We start from the raw sequence: 20457 nt of genomic DNA, 5'->3' as shown, positions 1-20457 counted from the left end.
AGATATCATGACGGACCGCAGCCAGATCGCCACGTCGTTCCTGCCCTTGCCCGGCTCGGCGCCGGTCGAATGGCGCATCGAGCCCGGGCTCACCGCCTATCCCGATGCGCTCGCCGTGATGGAGGCGCGCGCCGAGGCAATCCGCAGCGGCGCCGCCGGCGAGATGGTCTGGCTGGTCGAGCACCCGCCCCTCTACACCGCCGGCACCAGCGCCCGCGTCGAGGACCTGATCGAGCCGGACCGCTTCCCGGTCTTTGCCGCCGGGCGTGGCGGCGAATACACCTATCATGGGCCAGGCCAGCGGGTCGCCTACGTCATGCTCGACCTGAAGCGGCGGCGCGAGGATGTCCGCGCCTTCGTCGCCGCTCTCGAACAATGGATCATCGGCTCGCTGGCCGCCTTCAACGTACGCGGCGAACGCCGCGAGGACCGCGTCGGCGTCTGGGTGGTGCGGCCGGACCGCCCCGCTTTGCCCGACGGCTCGGCGGCCGAGGACAAGATCGCCGCCATCGGCATAAGGCTGAGGCGCTGGGTGAGCTTTCACGGCATCGCCATCAATGTCGAGCCGGACCTTAGCCATTTCAGCGGCATCGTGCCGTGCGGCGTCCAGGATCACGGCGTCACCAGCCTTGTCGACCTCGGCCTTCCCGTGACCATGGCCGACCTCGACCTGGCGCTGAAATCCGCTTTCGAGGACGTGTTCGGGCCCGCCGCCGTGTCGCCTGTCGAAGTGTCCCGCAAGGCCGGCTGAAACACTCGCCCAATGCCTGCGCCAATATGCGAAGGCGGCCTTCGCTCATCAGCATCGAGCCCGCCCTTGAGCTCAAGCCTCACATCGCGCCGATCCAGATTGCCATGGAAATGAGGAACGTGCTCATGCACACCAGCGAAACGACATCCTGAACAAGATCGGTCATAACTCTCTCCTGTTGTTAGTATGTTCGTATTTTGTTCTAATTTTGTTCGAATGTCAACGATCGCAGTCCGGGTGTCACCGGAATTGCGCTCGGTCATTTCGACAGGGTTAAGAAAGGGTTGAGAGGGAGATGCCAAGCGTTTCGGGCCAACAGGCGCGCGAAAGCGGCGGGACGGCGCACGGCAGCCCGCAGGCCGTCATCGCCTCAATTGCAGCGCACCCTAAAGCGGCACAACCTTGCCGTCGGCCAGCGTCACGCGGCGGTCCATGCGCGAGGCGAGCTCATGATTATGAGTGGCGATGAGCGCCGCCAGGCCCGATTGCCGGACCAGTGCTGCCAGCGCCTCGAACACATAGGAAGCGGTCACCGGGTCGAGATTGCCGGTCGGCTCGTCGGCCAAAAGCACCAGCGGCGCATTGGCGACGGCACGCGCAATGGCGACCCGCTGCTGCTCGCCGCCGGAGAGCTCGGAGGGGCGATGCTGTGCCCGCTTGCCGATCTGCATATAGTCGAGCAATTGCGCCGCCCGCTCGGCCGCCTCCTTGCGCGGCAGCCCTTTTATCAGCTGCGGCATCATGATGTTTTCCAGCGCCGAGAATTCAGGCAGCAAATGATGGAACTGATAGACGAAGCCGACGTCGTTGCGGCGGATCGCCGTGCGCTCGTCGTCGGAAAGCCGGCCGCAGGCGCGCCCCGCCAGGATCACGTCGCCGGCGTCCGGTCGCTCCAGCAGCCCGGCGGTGTGTAGCAGCGTCGACTTGCCGGTGCCCGACGGCGCCACAAGCGCCACCATCTCGCCACGCTTCAGCGAAAAATCGGCGCCGTTCAGGATGGTCAGCTTGCGCGGTCCCTGCACATAGTGCCGTTCGACGCTCTTCAGCTCGATAATGGCTTCGGCCATCACTCGTACCTCAGCGCTTCGACTGGATCGAGCCTGGCCGCGCGCCACGCCGGAAACAGCGTCGCCAGGAACGACAGCGCCAGCGCCATGAGAACGACGGAGATCGTCTCGCTGGCATCCATGCGGGCCGGCAATTGGCTCAGGAAATAAAGCTCGGGATTGAACAGCCGCTCGTTGGCCAGCCAGGAGAAGAACTGGCGGATGCGCTCGACGTTGAGGCAGATCACGATGCCGAGCAGCACGCCGGCAATGGTGCCGACAACGCCGATCGCCGCCCCGGTCATCAGGAAGATGCGCAGGATCGCACTGCGCGTCGCGCCCATGGTGCGCAGGATGGCGATGTCGTGGCCCTTGTCCTTCACCAGCATGATCAGGCCCGAAATGATGTTGAGCGCCGCCACCAGCACGATCAGGGTCAGGATCATGAACATGACGTTGCGCTCGACCTGCAGCGCGTCGAAGAACGTCTTGTTGCGTTGCCGCCAATCGACAAGGCTGATCGGCCGCTGCGCCGCCTCTTCGACCTTCGGCTTCAGCGCGTCGATATTGTCGGGATTGTCGGCGTAGATCTCGATCGTCTGCGCCCGGCCGTCCATGTTGAAGTAAAGCTGCGCTTCGGAGAACGGCATGTAGACGATGGAACTGTCATATTCCGACATGCCGACCTCGAAAATCGCGGTGACCGGATAGCCTTTCATGCGCGGCGTCGTGCCAAGCGGTGTGATGTCGCCCTCGGGCGAAATCAGCGTGATCGTATCGCCAAGCACCAGCCCGAGATTCTCGGCCATGCGGCTGCCGATGGCGACGCCTTCGCCGGTGTCGAAGCCGACGATCGAGCCCTCCTTGATATTGTTGGCGACGATGGTGATCTTGCCGAGATCCTCGCCGCGTATGCCGCGCACCAGCGCGCCGGTGCCGCCGCCGACATTGCCTTGCGCCAGCACCTGCCCGTCGATCAGCGGGATGGCGTATTTGACGCCGGGCACGCCGTTGATGCGGCCGGCGACCTGGGCATAGTCCTCCAACGGCATGTCGAGCGGCTGCACGATCAGATGCCCGTTGACGCCTAGGATGCGCGTCAGCAGTTCGGCGCGAAAGCCGTTCATCACCGCCATGACCACGATCAGCGTGGCGACGCCCAGCATGATGCCGAGGAAGGAGATTGAGGCGATGACCGAGATCACCGTCTCCTTGCGACGCGAGCGCAGATAGCGCCACGCCACCATGCGCTCGAAGCCGGAAAAAGGCCCGGCGCCCGATGGTCTTGCTGCCGCCGCTTTGTTCATGCGGCGGCACCGAAACGCTGCTTCACGTCCGCGATCGGCAGCGTCTCGCGCTCGCCGGTCCTGCGGTTCTTGATTTCGACCTCGCCGGCGGCGATGCCGCGCGGCCCGACGATCACCTGCCACGGCAGCCCGATCAGATCGGCGGTGGCGAACTTGCCGCCCGGCCGCTGGTCGGTGTCGTCGTAGAGCACCTCCTTGCCGACGGCGGCAAAGGCGGCATTCAACTCGCCGCAGACGCGGTCGCATTCGGCATCGCCGGCCTTCATGTTGATCAAGCCGACATCGAACGGCGCCACCGCCTCCGGCCAGATGATGCCGTTATCGTCATGGCTGGCTTCGATGATCGCCGCGACCAGCCTGGACGGGCCGATGCCGTAGGAACCGCCAGAAACGAAATGATCCTTGCCGTCCGGGCCGGTCACCTTGGCGCCCATCGGCTTGGAATATTTGTCGCCGAAATGGAAGATATGCCCAACCTCGATGCCGCGCGCCGAGACCCGGTCGCTCGCGGGCACCTTCTCCCATGCCGCCTCGTCATGCATCTCGTCGGTGGCGGCATAGGGCGTCGTCCATGTCTTGACGATGGCGCCGATCTCGGCGTCGTTCGAAAAATCCGTGTCTGCGCCAGGCACTGCCAGCGAGAGATAATCGCGGTGGCAAAACACCTGGCTCTCGCCGGTGTCGGCCAGGATGATGAACTCATGGCTGAGGTCGCCGCCGATCGGCCCGGTGTCGGCGCGCATCGGGATAGCCTGCAGCCCCATGCGCGTAAACGTCCTGAGGTAGGACACGAACATGCGGTTATAGGCAGCCTTGGCGCCTTCATAATCGAGATCGAAGGAATAGGCGTCCTTCATCAGGAACTCGCGCGAACGCATGACGCCGAAGCGCGGGCGCACCTCGTCGCGAAACTTCCACTGGATGTGATAGAGGTTGAGCGGCAGGTCCTTGTAGGACTTGACGTAGGAGCGGAAGATCTCGGTGACCATCTCCTCGTTGGTCGGCCCGTAGAGCATATCGCGGTCTTGCCGGTCCTTGATGCGCAGCATCTCCTTGCCGTAATCTTCATAGCGGCCACTTTCGCGCCACAGCTCGGCCGATTGGATGGTCGGCATCAGGATTTCGAGCGCGCCGGCGCGATTCTGCTCCTCGCGGATAATCCGGCAGACCTTGTCCAGCACCCGCTTGCCGAGCGGCAGCCAGGAAAAGCTGCCCTGCCCCTGCTGGCGGATCATGCCGGCACGCAGCATCAGCCGATGCGAGACGATCTCGGCCTCGCGCGGGTTTTCTTTGAGGATGGGCAGGAAATAGCGCGACAAACGCATGAACTGGTCCGTGAGAGAGGATGGCGGCGCCGGAATCGGCGCGGCACAGGCTTGCTTGCCCCGGCTTCATAGCCATTTCATGGCGGAATGGAAACCCGGCCCAGGCGCTGCACAGGCGCCGCAATTGCCGCACGCGGCTTGCTGGGCGTTTCGCAAGCAACACCTGCCGTACTATTGTGCACTGCAGCACGAGATTGCCTGTTTCCGGGCAAAATTCTTCGTGACATTTTCACCCGCCTTAGGCTAGTGTGCCCACATAACCGAGAGGGTAGAGAAAAATCTGCCCTCCTACGCGGTCAAAGTCTTGGGAGGATGCGATCTAGGCGCGGTAACTCGCTGCCGCCGGACACCGGAAACAGATCGGACGCGTTTAAATTGCAAGGCCTCGCGCCTTGCATTTTTTTTGTGCAATCATTTGGTTAGCACGACAGATTACCAAACTACATGACGTTGCGTCAGCCCAAGCCCGCCCCGGGCTTTACTTGGGTTGACCTTGCTGGTTCGGCTTGATTTCAGGGGTCGGCTAGGCTGGGATAGCCGGACACGGTAGGTAGCCGGCTAATGCGCTGGGCTCTGGTTGAAATCCGGCACGATGTGCGGGATGTCGTCGATGCCGAGGCCAAGCCCTCTCGTGATGCCGTAGAACATACCCATGAGGACCAGCGTGGCGATTGTCGTGCGCAACGCCGCGCGCAGCATATGCGGTCCGCGCGGTGCGCTCGGAACCGTGCCAAGCGTCACGTCCCGGTCCTCGTCCTGTGTCCGCATGCTGAACGGCAGCACGGCGAACAACACCACCCACCATGTGGCGAAGAACAGGGCGACAAACGAAACCCAACTCATGCTTGCTCCAGTTCGACCAGCGTGCCGAAGAAATCCTTGGGGTGCAGAAACAATACCGGTTTGCCATGCGCGCCGGTCTTCGGCTTGCCGTCGCCCAGCACGCGCGCGCCGCTGGCCTTGAGACGGTCGCGTGCCGCAACAATGTCGTCCACCTCGTAGCAGAGATGGTGCATGCCGCCGGACGGATTCTTCTCGAGGAATGCGGCGATCGGCGAGGCTTCGCCTAGCGGCTCGAGCAACTCGATCCTGGTGTTGCCGACGTCGACGAACACCACCGTAACGCCATGCTCCGGCAGCGCCTGCGGCGCGGTTACGTGCGCGCCAAGCGTATCACGATAGACCGCCGCAGCCGCGGCCAGATCCGGCACCGCAAGCGCGACATGGTTGAGGCGTCCGAGCATAGGGTACTCCCTTGTTCGTCACCGCGTGACGAACACTGTCACCAGCGGCTTCTTGCCCCAGGCTTCGTTGGCCGCGCCGCGCACCGCGCGCCGCACCGCCTCCTGGACCAGGTCGAGATCTTTTCGGCGCTGGCGGGGGATGGAGTCCACGGCGCCGATTGCCGCATCGATCATCAGGTCCTCCAGGCTCTCGCCGCTGCCGTCGGCCTCGGCGACGCCGATGGCGACGAGGTCGGGATCGCCGGCAAGTTCGTATTTGTCGTCGAGCACGACATTGACGGCGACATGGCCGGCAAAGGACAGCTTGCGGCGGTCGCGAATGCCCATCGCCTGATCGCTGCCGATCAGCCTTCCGTCCTTGTAGATGCGGCCGAACGGAACCTGGTCGATGATGGCGGCGGCACCCGGATACAGCCTGAGCATGTCGCCGTCGCGCACCTGCGCCACCTGGCCGATGCCGGACGTCGACATCAGCGAGCCCTGCGCCACCAGATGCGCCGCCTCGCCATGCACGGGAACGCCGATCTGCGGCCGCACCCATTCATACATCTTGCGCAATTCGCTGCGGCGTGGATGGCCGGAGACATGCACCAGCGCATCGCCGTCCTCGATGATCTTGATGCCGAGATCGATCAGGCGGTTCTTGATTTCGAGGATCGCCTTCTCGTTGCCGGGAATGGTGCGCGAGGAAAACACCACCGTGTCGCCGGCCGTCAGCGCCACCGACTTCATCTCGTCGCGCGACAGCTTGGCAAGCGCGGCAAGCGGCTCGCCCTGGCTTCCGGTGCAGATGATGACGAGGTTTTCGCGCGGGATGAAGCCGTAATCCTCCTCGGCGATGAATTCCGGCAACCCGTCCATATAACCGAGTTCATCAGCCACATCGATGACGCGCTTCATCGAGCGGCCAAGCACCAGGCATTGGCGGCCGGCATCCCGCGCTGCCTTGGCGATCGAGACGATGCGGCCGACATTGGAGGAGAAGCTGCTGACGGCGACACGGCCCTTGGCATTCTGGATGACACCCTTGAGGCCCTCGCCCACCGCCACTTCCGACGGTGATTCCCCTTCCCGCAGCGCGTTGGTGGAATCGCAGATCAACGCCAGCACGCCCTTGTCGCCATAGGCACGGAAGCGTGCCTCGTCGGTCATCGGCCCCACCGTCGGCGCCGGATCGATCTTCCAGTCGCCGGTATGGATGACGACGCCGGCCGGCGTGGTGATCGCCAGCGACATCGGTTCGGGAATAGAGTGCGCGACGGGGATGGCCTCGATCTCGAACGGACCGACGGTGAATTTCTCGCCAGCCCGGTAGATCGTCACCGGGATCTTCGGCGCCCCTTGCTCGCCCTGCCGCTTGGCTTCCAGCAGGCCGGCGCCGAACGGCGTCATCCAGACCGGCGCCTTGAGCTTCGGCCAGATGTCGTGCAGCGCGCCGTAGTGGTCCTCATGTGCATGGGTAATGACGATGCCGCGCAGATTGGCGACATTCTCCTCGATGAAGCGGGTGTCGGGCAGTACCAGGTCGACGCCGGGCAGGGTTGCATCGGGAAAAGTAACGCCGACGTCGACGACGATCCATTCGCGCGCATTGGCCGGCCCATAGCCGTAGAGGGCGAAGTTCATGCCGATCTCGCCGACACCGCCGAGCGGCACGAAGACAAGTTCGGCATTTTCCGCTGTCGCCATGGTCTTTCCTTCCTTGCCGGTCAAATTGTGGGCCGGTCAAATTGTGGGCCGGTCAAAATTGTCGGCCAATCAAGATTGTCGGCCGGTCAAATTCAAGCTGGTCAAATACCTGGCCAGTCAAACGTATTGGCCAGTCAACCGACGGCCGATGCGACCGCGCCGAAATGCACCTCGCCGGCGGCGATCGTCAGAACCGAGCCTTCATCGTCGCGGATCACGAAACGGCAGTCTTCGTCAATGGTCTCGAAGGTGCCGCGCACCACATTACCGTCAATTCTGACAGCAACCTGCCCGCCAAGCCCCGCCGCGCGCGCCAGCCAGCGCCGCCTGACGGCGGCAAGCCCACGCCCTTCGTTCCACAGCCGGGCATTCTCGCTCCATGCATCCGACAGCGCCAGAAACAGCGTCTCGGCATCGCAAGCAGACCCCAGCGCGTTGAGCGACGTCGCTGGATAGGGCAAATCATTGGGATAAGCCACCACATTGACGCCGATGCCGACAGCCACCGCCGAACGGTCGCCATCCAGCATCGCCGATTCCAGCAGGATGCCGGCGAGCTTGGCGCCCGAGGCAAGCACATCGTTCGGCCATTTTAGCTCGAAGCGGTTCTTGCCTTGGCTCGCACCATCGAGGCCGATCGCAATCCTGCCTTTCGGCACGACGGCGTCGAGCGCGTCGGCCAGCGCCAGTCCGGCAACGAAGCCGAGCGTCGCGGCAAGTCGAAGCTCGGTGTTGGTGATCACCAGCAGCGTCGCCGCCAGGTTGCCTTCGGGCGTCGCCCAGGCGCGGCCGCGGCGGCCACGTCCCGCTTCCTGCTTTTTTGAGACGACCCAGAGTTTGCCCGGATCGCCGGCCCGCGCGTGCTCCAGCGCCAACGCATTGGTGGAGCCGACCGTATCGTGCGCCTCGAGCCGGAACCCTTCCGAAGCCGCGGTTGGAGCCAGCCTGAACGTCATTCCGTTAGAAGAAGGTCTTGGCCGCGGCGGCTGCGTAGGTTCCGATCGGGCCGCCGATCAGCACGTAGAACAGCACGAAAGCGCCGCAGGCGCCGAGCACGACGCGCAGTTCGGTCGCCATCGGCACGAAGCCGCCGACCGGTTCGTCGAACCACATGATCTTGATGATGCGCAGATAATAATAGGCGCCCACCACAGAGGCCAGCACGCCGATGATCGCCAGCGCGTAGAGGTCGGCATTGATGGCGGCGAGGAACACGTACCATTTCCCCCAGAAGCCGGCGAGCGGCGGGATACCGGCCAGCGAGAACATCATGATGGTGAGGATCGTCGCCATGATCGGGTTGGTCGCCGACAGGCCGGCGAGATCGCTGATCTGCTCGACATTGCCCTCCTTGCGCCGCATGGCGAGGATGAAGGCGAAGGTGCCGAGCGTCATCACCAGATAGATCAGCATGTAGATGGCGACGCCGCGCACGCCGTCCTGGCTGTTGGCGGCAAGGCCGACCAGAGCATAACCCATATGGCCGATGGAGGAATAGGCCATCAGCCGCTTGATGTTGGTCTGGCCGATGGCCGCGAATGCGCCGAGCGCCATCGAGGCGATCGAGATGAAGACGATGATCTGCTGCCAGTCGGCGGCGATCGGCTTGAAGGCGCCCATGGTGACGCGCACCATCAGCGCCATCGCCGCCATTTTGGGTGCCGCCGCCAGAAAGGCCGTCACCGGCGTCGGCGCGCCCTCATAGACGTCGGGCGTCCACATATGGAACGGCACCGCCGAGATCTTGAAGGCAAGGCCGGCCAGCACAAAGACCAGGCCGAAGACGAGGCCGAGCTGGCGCTCGCCGCCGCTGAGCGCCGCGGCGATCTCCTGGAAGCCGGTGTTGCCCGTGTAGCCGTAGACCAGCGAGATGCCGTAAAGCAGCATGCCCGACGACAGCGCGCCAAGGACGAAGTACTTCAGCCCGGCCTCGGTCGAGCGCAGATTATCGCGGTTGATCGCCGCCAGCACGTAGATCGCCAGCGACTGCAGCTCGAGGCCGAGATAGAGCCCGATCATACCGTTGGCCGAGATCATCAGCATCATGCCGAGCGTGCAGAGCAGGATCAGCACCGGATATTCGAACTTGTCGAAACGCTCCGCCTGGGCAAAGCGAACCGACATGACCAGCGTCACCGCCGAGCCGACCAGCGCCAACATCTTCATGAAGCGGGCGAATGGGTCCTGGATGAAGGCTTCGCCATAGGCGTTGCCCTGCCCCGGGGAAAAGATCAGCCAGGCGCCGGCGATCACCAGCACGGCAACAGCAAGGCCGCTCACCGTGACGGCGGTGTTGGCGCGCGAATAGGCGCCGAGCATCAACAGCGCCAAGGCGCCGATGGCGAGGATCAGCTCTGGCGTCGAGAGCGACAGGCTGGAGAGAAGGTCCGGCGTCATGGTTCGCAAACCCCCAGTCAGTTCGCCGCCGCGGTCTGCGCGGCGCCGATGGATGCGGTGACATTGGTAACGAGCGCCTTGACCGATTCGGCCGTCGCGTCGAAGATCGGCGCCGGATAGACGCCAAAGAAGATGACCAGCGCGACCAGCGGATAGATGATCACCTTTTCGCGCGTCGACAGGTCGAGCAAACCTTTCAGGCTTTCCTTGGTCAGTGCGCCGAAGATCACCTTGCGGTAGAGCCAGAGCGCATAGGCCGCCGACAGTATGACGCCGGTGGCGGCGAAGAACGCCACCCAGGTGTTGACCCGGAACACGCCGAGCATGGTCAGGAACTCGCCGACGAAGCCGCTGGTGCCGGGCAGGCCGACATTGGCCATGGTGAAGATCATGAACACGGTTGCATATTTCGGCATGTTGTTGACCAACCCGCCATAGGCGTCGATGTCACGCGTGTGCATGCGGTCGTAGACGACGCCGACGCAGAGGAACAGCGCGCCGGAGACCAGGCCGTGCGACAGCATCTGGAAGATCGAGCCCTGGACGCCTTCCTGGTTCATCGCGAAGATGCCCATGGTAACGAAGCCCATGTGAGCGACCGACGAATAGGCGATCAGCTTCTTCATGTCCTCCTGCATCAGCGCCACCAGCGAGGTGTAGATGATGGCGACAACGGAAAGCGTGAAGATCAGCGGCGCGAACATTTCGGATGCGATCGGAAACATCGGCAGCGAAAAACGCAGGAAGCCGTACCCGCCCATCTTGAGCAGGATGGCGGCCAGAATCACCGAGCCGGCCGTCGGTGCTTCGACATGCGCGTCCGGCAGCCAGGTATGCACCGGCCACATCGGCATCTTCACCGCAAAGGACGCGAAGAAGGCAAGCCATAGCCAAGTTTGCATATTGGCCGGGAAATTATGCGTCAGCAGCGTCGGGATATCGGTGGTGCCGGACTGGAAGAACATCGCCATGATGGCGAGCAGCATCAGCACCGAGCCGGCCAGGGTGTAGAGGAAGAACTTGAACGAGGCATAGACGCGCCGCTTGCCGCCCCACACGCCGATGATGATGAACATCGGGATAAGGCCGGCTTCGAAGAAGACGTAGAACAAGACGATGTCGAGCGCACAGAACACGCCGATCATCAACGTCTCGAGCAGCAGGAAGGCGATCATATAGGCTTTGACGCGCTTCTCGATCGATTCCCACGAGGCGAGAATGCAAAGCGGCATCAGGAAGGTGGTCAGGATGACGAACAGCATGGAGATGCCGTCTACGCCCATATGGTAGGAGATGCCGGAATCCAGCCAGGCAAACTTCTCGACGAACTGGAAGCCAGGTTGCGAATTGTCGAAGCCGGTCCAGATAAACAGCGAAATCACAAACGTGAACGCAGTCGTGAAAAGCGCGATGGCGCGGATGTTGCGGCGCGCGTTCTCGCTGTCGTCACGCACGAAAAGGATGAGCAGCACACCAACCAGCGGCAGGAAGGTGACCAGCGATAGGATTGGCCAGGCGGTCATCAGAGCATCATCCAGGTGACGAGTGCAGCAACGCCGATCAGCATGGCGAAGGCATAGTGGTAGAGATAGCCGGTCTGCAGCTTGACGACCCGGTTGGTGACGTCGACGACGCGCGCCGAAATGCCGTCCGGCCCGAGCCCGTCGATGACGGTGCCGTCGCCGGTCTTCCACAGGAAGCTGCCGAGGCGCTTTGCCGGCCGCACGAACAGGAAGTCGTAGAGCTCGTCAAAATACCATTTGTTGAGCAGGAAGGCGTAGAGCAGGCGATGGTTGGCGGCGACGCTCCGAGGCATTTCCGGCGCGCGAATATAGAACTGCCAGGCTATCGCAAAGCCGATCAGCATGGCGATGAACGGCGACAGCTCGACCCATAATGGCACTTCGTGGATTTCGTGCAGGATATGGTTGTCCGGGAGCGTGAACAGCGACGCCTTCCAGAATTCGGCATAGCCCTCGCCGATGAAGGCGCCGTGGAAGATCACCCCCGCGAACAGCGCGCCCGCGGCCAGGATGAACAGCGGCACCAGCATGACCGGCGGTGATTCATGGACATGGTGCATGACCTCGTGGCTGGCTCGCGGCTCGCCGTGGAAGGTCATGAAGATCAGCCGCCAGGAGTAGAAGGAGGTAAAGCAGGCAGCAATGACCAGCAATATGAAGGCAAACGCGGCGACCGCATTGTGGCCGGCGAAGGCCGCTTCGATGATGGCGTCCTTGGAAAAGAAGCCGGCCGTGCCGATGATCGTTACCGGAATGCCGACACCGGTCAGCGCCAGCGTGCCGATCACCATCATCCAGTAAGTCGTCGGGATCAGCGTCCTCAGGCCGCCCATTTTGCGCATGTCCTGCTCGTCGGAGACGGCGTGGATGACCGAGCCCGAGCCGAGGAACAGCAGCGCCTTGAAGAAGGCGTGGGTGAACAGATGGAAAATCGCCGCGCCATAGGCGCCGACGCCGAGCGCCACGAACATGTAGCCGAGCTGCGAACAGGTCGAATAGGCGATGACGCGCTTGATGTCGTTCTGAACAAGACCGACTGTCGCCGCGAAGAAGGCGGTGAAGGCGCCGATGAAGGTGACCACCGTCAGTGCCGAATGCGACAGCTCGAACAGCGGCGACAGCCGCGCCAGCATGAACACGCCTGCCGTCACCATGGTGGCGGCATGGATCAGTGCGGAGACCGGCGTCGGGCCTTCCATGGCATCCGGCAGCCAGGTGTGCAGCGGCACCTGCGCCGACTTGCCCATCGCGCCCATGAACAGGAGCAGGCAGACGACCGTCATCGCGGCCTGCTTATCAAGCGCATAGCCGAGGAAGGTCAGTACGGCCGCGCCTTGCGACGCGCCTTCCGCCGGAATGAACGTCGCCGCATTGGCGAAGATGGTGCCGAGATTGACCGAGCCGAACAGCACGAACACGCCGAATATGCCAAGCGCAAAGCCGAAATCGCCGACGCGGTTGACGACGAAGGCCTTGATCGCAGCCGCATTGGCCGACGGCTTCTTGTACCAGAAGCCGATCAGCAGATAGGAGGCAAGGCCGACGCCTTCCCAGCCGAAGAACATCTGCACGAGGTTGTCGGCCGTCACCAGCATCAGCATGGCGAAGGTAAACAGCGACAGATAGGCGAAGAAGCGCGGCCGGTCCGGATCGTGATGCATGTAGCCGATCGAGTAGATATGGACCAGCGACGACACCGTATTGACGACGACCAGCATCACCACGGTCAGCGTATCGATCCGCAGCGCCCACGACGCTTCGAGGCCGCCTGACTGGATCCAGCGCAGTACCGGCACGGTGAACACCTCGCCGCCGCCGAAGCCGACCGAGAAGAAGGCAACCCACGACAGCACAGCCGCGATCACCAGGAAACCGGAGGTGATGTATTCGGAAGCCTTGGCGCCGAGCGAAGTGCCGAACAGGCCGACGATCAGGAAGCCGAGCAGCGGAAGGAAGACGATGGCCTGATACATGGTGGTTCCGTCAACCCTTCATCATGTTCACGTCTTCGACCGCGATCGAGCCGCGGTTGCGGAAGAAGACGACGAGAATGGCAAGGCCGATCGCCGCTTCGGCCGCCGCGACCGTCAGCACGAACAGTGCGAACACCTGGCCGACCAAATCGCCGAGCGCCGCCGAAAAGGCGACGAAATTGATGTTGACCGCAAGCAGGATCAGCTCGATCGACATCAGGATGACGATGACGTTCCTGCGGTTCAGGAAGATGCCGAACACGCCGAGCGTGAACAGGATCGCCGATACGGTCAGGTAGTGCGCGATGCCGACGACCATCTCAGACTCCTTCGCCCGTCTTGACCTTGCGGATTTCCACTCCGGTTGCCGCCGTGCGGCCGACCTGGGCGGCGATCGACTGCCGCTTGACGCCCGGCTTGTGGCGCAGCGTCAGCACGATGGCGCCGATCATGGCGACCAGCAGCACCAGCCCGGCGATCTGGAAGTAATAGAGATAATCCGTATAGAGGATGTCGCCGAGCGCTGCCGTATTGGAGCGCGCGGCCAGGTCCGGAATGGGCTTGGCGACCGTCGCCGCCAGTTTCGGCGCGAATGTATAGCCGCCGAGCACCACGATCAGCTCCGCCGCCAGGATCAGCCCGACCAGCGCGCCGATCGGTGCATATTGCAGGGCGCCTTCCTTCATTTCGGCGAAGTCGACGTCGAGCATCATGACCACGAACAGGAACAGCACCAGCACCGCGCCGACATAGACGACGAGCAGGATCATCGCCAGGAACTCGGCGCCGGTCAGCATGAACAGGCCGGCGGCGTTGAAGAAGGTCAGGATCAGAAACAGCACCGAATGCACGGGATTGCGCGCCGAAATGACCATGAACGCCGATGCCACCGCGACAAAGGCGAAGAGGTAGAAAAAGGCCGCCTCTAGTCCACTCAGCATGGGTTCCCCCGGGTTTCCTGTCAGAACAGGACGTTCGTCCTGTTTTTTGCCACCGCCTCCGGTCGGCAAGTTGCGTGTTCCTATCGCATGTTCCGATCGGGTTGAAAGACCCGATCGAAAAGAAAACATGCGACACTCTTTCATTCCGGAGGATGATCTTGTCCGAAAAGTCTGCAACTTTTCGGGATCATCCTCTGAACGAGGCCCTCGCCCCGTTCATGCATCAAATATCAGCGGTAAGGCGCATCCAGCGAGATGTTGCGCGCCAGCTCACGCTCCCAGCGGTCGCCATTGGCCAGAAGCCTGTCCTTGTCGTAGTAAAGTTCCTCGCGCGTCTCGGTCGCGAACTCGAAATTCGGCCCCTCGACGATGGCGTCGACCGGGCATGCTTCCTGGCAGAAGCCGCAATAGATGCATTTCACCATGTCGATGTCGTAGCGCACGGTGCGCCGCGTGCCGTCATTGCGGCGTGGGCCGGCTTCGATGGTGATGGCCTGCGCCGGGCAGATCGCCTCGCACAATTTGCAGGCGATGCAGCGTTCCTCGCCGTTCGGATAACGGCGCAGCGCATGTTCGCCGCGGAAGCGCGGGCTGACCGGTCCCTTCTCATGCGGATAGTTGATCGTCTCCTTCGGCGCGAAGAACTGGCGCATCGACAGGAAGAAAGCGCTGACGAAATCCTGCAAAAGCAGTGACTTGGCGGCCTGGGATAGCGTACTCATTCAGCACCCCCGAAGATCTGTGTTGCAGCGATTGCGCCGATAAATCCGAAAAAGACAGGCATCAGGAAACGATATGCAAGTCTCGTCATCGACGCCATTATCTGCTTGTCCCAGCCAAACACCGGCACTCGGTAGTTTGCTGCCAACCTTTGGTCCTGTTGCCGCAAAACGTAGGGCAGCACAACGACGTTGCCAAAGAGCGCAACAAGCACGCCGACAGCTGCGCCTAGAAAACCAACGATCAGACTGCCCATCAGGCAAACCCCGTGATCTTTAGGAAAGCGGCGGTGGCGACCACCATGAACAGCGAGATCGGCAGGAAGACCTTCCAGCCGAGCCGCATCAGCTGGTCGTAGCGATAGCGCGGCACGAACGCCTTCACCATCGAGAACATGAAGAACACCAGGCAGACCTTGAGCACGAACCAGATCAGCCCCGGCACCCAGGTGAACGGCGCGAAATTGAAGGGCGGCAGCCAGCCGCCAAGGAACAGGATGGTGGCCAGCGCGCACATCAGGACGACGGCGACATATTCGCCGAGGAAGAACAGCAGGAACGGCGTCGAGGAATATTCGACCATATGGCCGGCGACGAGTTCCGATTCGGCTTCCACAAGGTCGAAGGGCGGCCGGTTGGTCTCGGCCAACGCCGAGATGAAGAAGACGATGAACATCGGGAACAGCGACAGCCAATGCCAGTCGAGGAAGGTGTTGGGCAGGCCGAGCCGCGTGCCCAGCCCGTCCTGCTGCGACAAGACGATGTCGGACAGGTTGAGCGAGCCGACGCAAAGCAGCACGGTGACGATGACGAAACCGATCGAGACTTCGTAGGACACCATCTGCGCCGCCGAGCGCAGCGCGCCAAGGAACGGGTATTTTGAGTTCGACGCCCAGCCGCCCATGATCACGCCATAGACCTCGAGCGAGGAGATGGCGAAGACATAGAGGATGCCGACATTGACGTTGGCGATCGCCCAGCCTTCATTGACCGGTATCACCGCCCATGCAGAGATCGCCAGCACCGCCGACACCAAGGGCGCCAGCAGGAAAACGCCCTTGTTGGCGCCGGACGGGATCACCGGCTCCTTGAACACGAATTTCAGCAGATCGGCGAAGGCCTGCAGCGTACCCCACGGGCCGACGACGTTCGGGCCGCGACGCAATTGCACCGCCGCCCAGATCTTGCGGTCGGCGTAAAGCACATAGGCGACGAAGATCAACAGAACGACGATCAGCACGACCGACTTCAAAAGGATCAGCAGCGCCGGCAGCACGTAGAAGGAGAAGAAGGTGTCCATGTCTACTCCGCCGCCTGCCTGAAGCCGTTTTTCGCCAAAGCCGAGCACTCGGCCATCACCGCGGAAGCCCGCGCGATCGGATTGGTCAGGTAGAAATCCTTGACCGGCGAGGTGAAGGTGCCCTTGTTCAGCCGACCGCCGAGCTTGGCCACCCTGGCGATGTCGGCCGGGTCGCCGGCCGCGACATGGTCGATGCGGGCAAGATGCGGGTATTGCGCATAGAGCTTTGCGCGCAATTGCTGCAGCGAATCGAACGGCAGCTTCTTGCCGAGCACATCCGACAGGGCCCGAAGAATCGCCCAGTCCTCGCGCGCTTCGCCGGGCGCGAAGCCGGCCCGGTTGGTCTGCTGCACGCGGCCCTCGGTGTTGACGAAGGTGCCCGACTTCTCGGTATAGGCGGCACCCGGCAGGATGACGTTGGCGCGATGCGCGCCCTTGTCGCCATGCGTGCCGATATAGACGACGAAAGCGCCGCCGATCTTTGCCATGTCGATCTCGTCGGCGCCGAGCAGGAACAGCACGTCGGTCTCGCCCAGCATGCCGGCGACATTCCTGCCGCCCTCGCCCGGCACGAAGCCGACATCGAGGCCGCCGACGCGTGCCGCGGCGGTGTGCAGCACGGCAAAGCCGTTCCAGTCGGCCCTAGCGGCGTTGACGGCGACGGCGAGCTTCGCCGCCTGGCCGAGCACGGCCGTCCCGTCCGGACGCGCCAGCGCACCCTGTCCGACGATGATCAGCGGATGCGTCGCCTTCTTCAGCAGCTGGAAGAACTTGCCGTTGCCGTCGGCCAGCTCCTTCAGCGATTCCGGCCCGGCGCCGAGCTGCTCGTAATCATAGCGCGTATCGCCGATATCGCCGATGACGCCGACCGGCAGATTGCCGGCCCGCCAGCGCTTGCGGATGCGGGCGTTGAGCAGGGATGCCTCGAAGCGCGGATTGGCGCCGATGATCAGCACTGCATCGGCCTGTTCGATGCCTTCGATGGTCGGGTTGAAGACATAGCTCGCCCGGCCGAGCGACGGATCGAGTGCGGCGCCGTCCTGGCGGCAGTCGGTGTTCCTCGAGCCGAGCGAAGCCATCAGAAGCTTCAGCGCGTAGATCTCCTCGACGGCTGCGAGATCGCCGGCAATGGCACCGATCTTTTCGGGTGCCGCATTCGACACCGCTTCCTTGATCGCGGCAAAAGCCTCCGCCCAGCTTGCCGGGGCCAGTCTGCCGTCCTTGCGCACATAGGGCCGGTCGAGGCGCTGCGTGCGCAGGCCGTCCCAGATGAAGCGGGTCTTGTCGGAAATCCACTCCTCGTTCACCGCCTCGTTGGTACGCGGCAGGATGCGCATCACTTCGCGGCCCCGGCTATCGACGCGGATGGCCGAGCCGACGGCGTCCATCACGTCGATGGATTCTGTCTTGGTCAGTTCCCACGGCCGTGCCTGGAAGGCGTAGGGTTTGGAGGTCAGCGCACCGACCGGGCAAAGGTCGATGACATTGCCCTGCAGTTCCGAAGTCATCGCGCTTTCGAGATAGGTGGTGATCTCGGCATCCTCGCCGCGGCCGATCAGGCCGAGCTCGGATATGCCCGCAATCTCGGTGGTAAAGCGGACGCAGCGCGTGCAATGGATGCAGCGGTTCATGATCGTCTTGACCAGCGGCCCGATATACTTGTCTTCGACCGCCCGCTTGTTCTCGTGGTAGCGCGAGGAATCGACGCCGAACGCCATCGCCTGGTCCTGCAGGTCGCACTCGCCGCCCTGATCGCAGATCGGGCAGTCCAGCGGATGGTTGATCAGCAGGAATTCCATCACGCCTTCGCGGGCCTTCTTGACCATCGGCGTGTTGGTGAAGATTTCCGGCGGCTCGCCATTTGGACCGGGGCGCAGGTCGCGCACGCCCATGGCGCAGGACGCCTGCGGCTTGGGCGGGCCGCCCTTCACCTCGATCAGGCACATGCGGCAATTGCCGGCGATCGACAGCCGCTCATGGAAGCAGAAGCGCGGCACTTCAGCACCTGCGTCCTCGGCCGCCTGCAGCAACGTGTAGTGGTCGGGTACAGTGATCTCTTTCCCGTCGACCTTGAGCTTTGCCATTTCGCCTCAAACCCCTGCGGACGTTCCGCAATCTTTCCTTCCGTGCGCAGCCGACGCCGCGCACGATATTGAATTCAATTTTTGGCCTCGGCCAATGCGGCCGCCTGACCGATCCAGCCGTCACGGCCGATACGGCCCTTCAACGACAGGTAATCTTCGACCCAGGCGATCTCTTGCGGCGTCCACGCGGCAATCTGGGCGTATGTCCAGATGCCAAGGCCGTTCAGCACCTTTTCCAGTTTCGGCCCGATGCCCGATATTGCCTTGAGGTCGACGGGCACGGCTGGCCGGTCCATCGGCTTGGGCTGCTTGAAATCTTCCGGCATGAGCCCGGCCGATGCGTCCGCTGCAACGGTGCTGGCATTCGCCACGCTCCGCGCCGCAGTGCTTGTCGCAATGTCGGTCACGTCATTGGCGAAGGACTGCGCCTCGGCAATCAGGGTTTTGGTGGCTGCGCGCGCCTTGGTCGAGGAGCTTTTGCCGGTCGCGGAAACGCGTTCGGTCCGGGCCTCGAAATCCTCGGTGACCGGCTGCCAAAGCCGCTGCGAGGTCTCGGCCACGCCTGAAAGCACGCCCATCCAGACGCCAAAGGCGTGGTTGGCAAGCCCGATGCCGAGTGCCGTCATCGCCGCCGCGCCGGCGACAGGATGCGCCAGGAGATTGACGGCGCTGGCCATCTCCTTCGGCATTGTCCTGGTCAGGTCCTGGTTCATCTTCAAGAACGGGTCCCCATCGGGCGTCAAATCGTCGGGTATCGAAAACAGCGACATAGGTGGTCTCCTGGTCGTTTCCGTCTGCCCCGCGCTCGTTTCCTCGTTTCGGGCATTCGCCCGCATTTTTTTGAATTCTTCTATTCCGCCGCCGCCAGCACCGGTTCGGCTCGGTGTGCGTTGCGCGAAAACTCGTCGATGCGCCGCTCCACCTCGCCACGGAAATGCCGCATCAGGCCCTGGATCGGCCATGCCGCCGCATCGCCCAGAGCGCAGATCGTGTGGCCCTCGACCTGCTTGGTCACGTCGAGCAGCATGTCGATCTCGCGCTTCTGCGCCTCGCCGCGCACCAGCCGTTCCATCACCCGCCACATCCAGCCCGTGCCCTCACGGCAGGGCGTGCACTGGCCGCAGCTCTCGTGCTTGTAGAAATAGGACAACCGCGCGATCGCTTTCACGATATCGGTCGATTTGTCCATGACGATGACAGCCGCGGTGCCGAGGCCCGATTTCAGGTCGCGCAGCGCATCGAAATCCATCGGCGCGTCGATGATCTGCTCGGCCGGCACCAACGGCACCGAGGCGCCGCCCGGAATGACCGCCAGCAGATTGTCCCAGCCGCCGCGGATGCCGCCGCAATGCGTCTCGATCAGTTCGCGGAACGGGATCGACATCGCCTCTTCGACGGTGCACGGATTGTTGACGTGGCCGGAGATGCAGAACAGCTTGGTGCCGGCATTGTTGGGCCGGCCGAAGGACGAGAACCAGGCCGCACCGCGGCGCAGAATGGTTGGCGCCACGGCGATGGACTCGACGTTGTTGACCGTCGTCGGGCAGCCATAGAGGCCGACATTGGCCGGAAACGGCGGCTTCAGCCGCGGCTGGCCTTTCTTGCCTTCGAGGCTTTCGAGCAGCGCTGTTTCCTCGCCACAGATATAGGCGCCGGCGCCATGGTGCATGTAGATGTCGAAATCGTAGCCGGAGGTGTTGTTCTTGCCGATCAGCCTGGCCGCATAGGCCTCGTCGATGGCGCGTTGCAGCGCCTCGCGCTCGCGGATGAACTCGCCGCGCACATAGATGTAGGCGGCGACCGCGCCCATGGCGAAGCCGGCGATCAGGCAGCCCTCGACCAGCGTATGCGGATCGTGGCGCAATATATCGCGGTCCTTGCAGGTGCCGGGTTCGGACTCGTCGGCATTGACGACGAGATAACTCGGCCGGCCGTCGCTCTGCTTGGGCATGAACGACCATTTCAGCCCGGTCGGGAAGCCGGCGCCGCCGCGGCCGCGCAGGCCCGATGCCTTCATCTCGTTGACGATCCACTCGCGCCCCTTGGCGATGATGCCGGGCGTGTTGTCCCAGGCGCCGCGCGCCATGGCGCCGGCCAGCGACTTGTCGAAGCGGCCGTAGATATTGTTGAAGATGCGGTCTCTGTCCTGAAGCATTGC

General features: G+C 63.1%; 19 protein-coding genes. 1 reads left to right on the top strand and 18 read right to left on the bottom strand.

All coding sequences use genetic code 11. The features are described from left to right. Positions 1 to 7 precede the first annotated feature (7 nt). Positions 8 to 751, top strand: coding sequence for a lipoyl(octanoyl) transferase LipB (gene lipB, locus NKH80_RS21080; RefSeq protein ID WP_352876126.1), 744 nt, complete (start codon positions 8 to 10; stop codon positions 749 to 751). 386 nt (positions 752 to 1137) lie between these two features. On the opposite strand, the gene NKH80_RS21075 is transcribed toward lipB, so the two are convergent. The 18 genes from NKH80_RS21075 to nuoF form a co-directional block, all read right to left on the bottom strand. Next, positions 1138 to 1821 carry an ABC transporter ATP-binding protein gene (locus NKH80_RS21075; protein ID WP_254818120.1) on the bottom strand — a complete coding sequence of 228 codons (684 nt, stop codon included), beginning with the start codon at positions 1819 to 1821 and terminating at the stop codon, positions 1138 to 1140. Beyond that, positions 1818 to 3104, bottom strand: coding sequence for a lipoprotein-releasing ABC transporter permease subunit (locus tag NKH80_RS21070; RefSeq protein ID WP_352477560.1), 1287 nt, complete (start codon positions 3102 to 3104; stop codon positions 1818 to 1820). The genes NKH80_RS21075 and NKH80_RS21070 overlap by 4 nt, the downstream gene beginning before the upstream one ends. Next, positions 3101 to 4429: a proline--tRNA ligase gene (gene proS / locus NKH80_RS21065; protein WP_352993261.1), complete on the bottom strand. Its 1329-nt coding sequence runs from the start codon at positions 4427 to 4429 to the stop codon at positions 3101 to 3103. Before proS ends, NKH80_RS21070 begins: the two co-directional genes overlap by 4 nt. A gap of 558 nt (positions 4430 to 4987) precedes the next feature. After that, on the bottom strand, positions 4988 to 5272 hold the full coding sequence (locus tag NKH80_RS21060; protein ID WP_352993259.1) for a DUF1467 family protein: 285 nt from the start codon (positions 5270 to 5272) through the stop codon (positions 4988 to 4990). Further along, positions 5269 to 5673, bottom strand: coding sequence for a methylmalonyl-CoA epimerase (gene mce, locus NKH80_RS21055; RefSeq protein ID WP_254818116.1), 405 nt, complete (start codon positions 5671 to 5673; stop codon positions 5269 to 5271). Before mce ends, NKH80_RS21060 begins: the two co-directional genes overlap by 4 nt. Before the next feature lie 18 nt (positions 5674 to 5691). Next, the gene (locus NKH80_RS21050; protein WP_352703652.1) at positions 5692 to 7362 is read right to left on the bottom strand and encodes a ribonuclease J; all 1671 of its coding nucleotides are present in this window, start codon (positions 7360 to 7362) and stop codon (positions 5692 to 5694) included. Positions 7363 to 7496: 134 nt separating this feature from the next. Beyond that, positions 7497 to 8318 (bottom strand): biotin--[acetyl-CoA-carboxylase] ligase, encoded by an 822-nt coding sequence (locus NKH80_RS21045; RefSeq protein ID WP_352993257.1) that lies wholly within the window; start codon positions 8316 to 8318, stop codon positions 7497 to 7499. A 4-nt stretch (positions 8319 to 8322) separates the two neighbouring features. Next, entirely contained in the window at positions 8323 to 9759 is a 1437-nt protein-coding gene (gene nuoN, locus NKH80_RS21040) for an NADH-quinone oxidoreductase subunit NuoN (protein ID WP_352993256.1), read from the bottom strand. Positions 9760 to 9776: 17 nt separating this feature from the next. Further along, positions 9777 to 11282, bottom strand: coding sequence for an NADH-quinone oxidoreductase subunit M (locus NKH80_RS21035; RefSeq protein WP_352450009.1), 1506 nt, complete (start codon positions 11280 to 11282; stop codon positions 9777 to 9779). Further along, entirely contained in the window at positions 11282 to 13255 is a 1974-nt protein-coding gene (gene nuoL / locus NKH80_RS21030; protein WP_352993254.1) for an NADH-quinone oxidoreductase subunit L, read from the bottom strand. Before nuoL ends, NKH80_RS21035 begins: the two co-directional genes overlap by 1 nt. 10 nt (positions 13256 to 13265) lie before the next feature. Further along, positions 13266 to 13574, bottom strand: coding sequence for an NADH-quinone oxidoreductase subunit NuoK (gene nuoK, locus NKH80_RS21025; RefSeq protein WP_023676620.1), 309 nt, complete (start codon positions 13572 to 13574; stop codon positions 13266 to 13268). A gap of 1 nt (position 13575) precedes the next feature. Next, positions 13576 to 14196, bottom strand: a complete 621-nt coding sequence (locus tag NKH80_RS21020) for an NADH-quinone oxidoreductase subunit J (protein WP_254818110.1) — start codon at positions 14194 to 14196, stop codon at positions 13576 to 13578. Positions 14197 to 14426: 230 nt separating this feature from the next. Beyond that, on the bottom strand, positions 14427 to 14918 hold the full coding sequence (nuoI, locus tag NKH80_RS21015) for an NADH-quinone oxidoreductase subunit NuoI (protein ID WP_352745068.1): 492 nt from the start codon (positions 14916 to 14918) through the stop codon (positions 14427 to 14429). Next, positions 14915 to 15172 carry a hypothetical protein gene (locus NKH80_RS21010; protein WP_352876110.1) on the bottom strand — a complete coding sequence of 86 codons (258 nt, stop codon included), beginning with the start codon at positions 15170 to 15172 and terminating at the stop codon, positions 14915 to 14917. The genes nuoI and NKH80_RS21010 overlap by 4 nt, the downstream gene beginning before the upstream one ends. Then, positions 15172 to 16215 carry an NADH-quinone oxidoreductase subunit NuoH gene (gene nuoH, locus NKH80_RS21005; RefSeq protein ID WP_292663045.1) on the bottom strand — a complete coding sequence of 348 codons (1044 nt, stop codon included), beginning with the start codon at positions 16213 to 16215 and terminating at the stop codon, positions 15172 to 15174. Before nuoH ends, NKH80_RS21010 begins: the two co-directional genes overlap by 1 nt. Before the next feature lie 2 nt (positions 16216 to 16217). Then, the gene (gene nuoG, locus NKH80_RS21000) at positions 16218 to 18299 is read right to left on the bottom strand and encodes an NADH-quinone oxidoreductase subunit NuoG (RefSeq protein WP_352993251.1); all 2082 of its coding nucleotides are present in this window, start codon (positions 18297 to 18299) and stop codon (positions 16218 to 16220) included. 74 nt (positions 18300 to 18373) lie between these two features. Next, positions 18374 to 19069, bottom strand: a complete 696-nt coding sequence (locus NKH80_RS20995) for a helix-hairpin-helix domain-containing protein (RefSeq protein WP_352647016.1) — start codon at positions 19067 to 19069, stop codon at positions 18374 to 18376. An 80-nt stretch (positions 19070 to 19149) separates the two neighbouring features. Continuing rightward, on the bottom strand, positions 19150 to 20454 hold the full coding sequence (gene nuoF / locus NKH80_RS20990; RefSeq protein WP_352993249.1) for an NADH-quinone oxidoreductase subunit NuoF: 1305 nt from the start codon (positions 20452 to 20454) through the stop codon (positions 19150 to 19152). Positions 20455 to 20457: the final 3 nt, after the last annotated feature.

The organism is Mesorhizobium sp. M0904, assembly GCF_040319475.1.
Lineage (GTDB): Bacteria > Pseudomonadota > Alphaproteobacteria > Rhizobiales > Rhizobiaceae > Mesorhizobium.
Note: the sequence above shows the minus strand (reverse complement) of the source record. Positions and strands in the feature narration are given on the sequence as shown.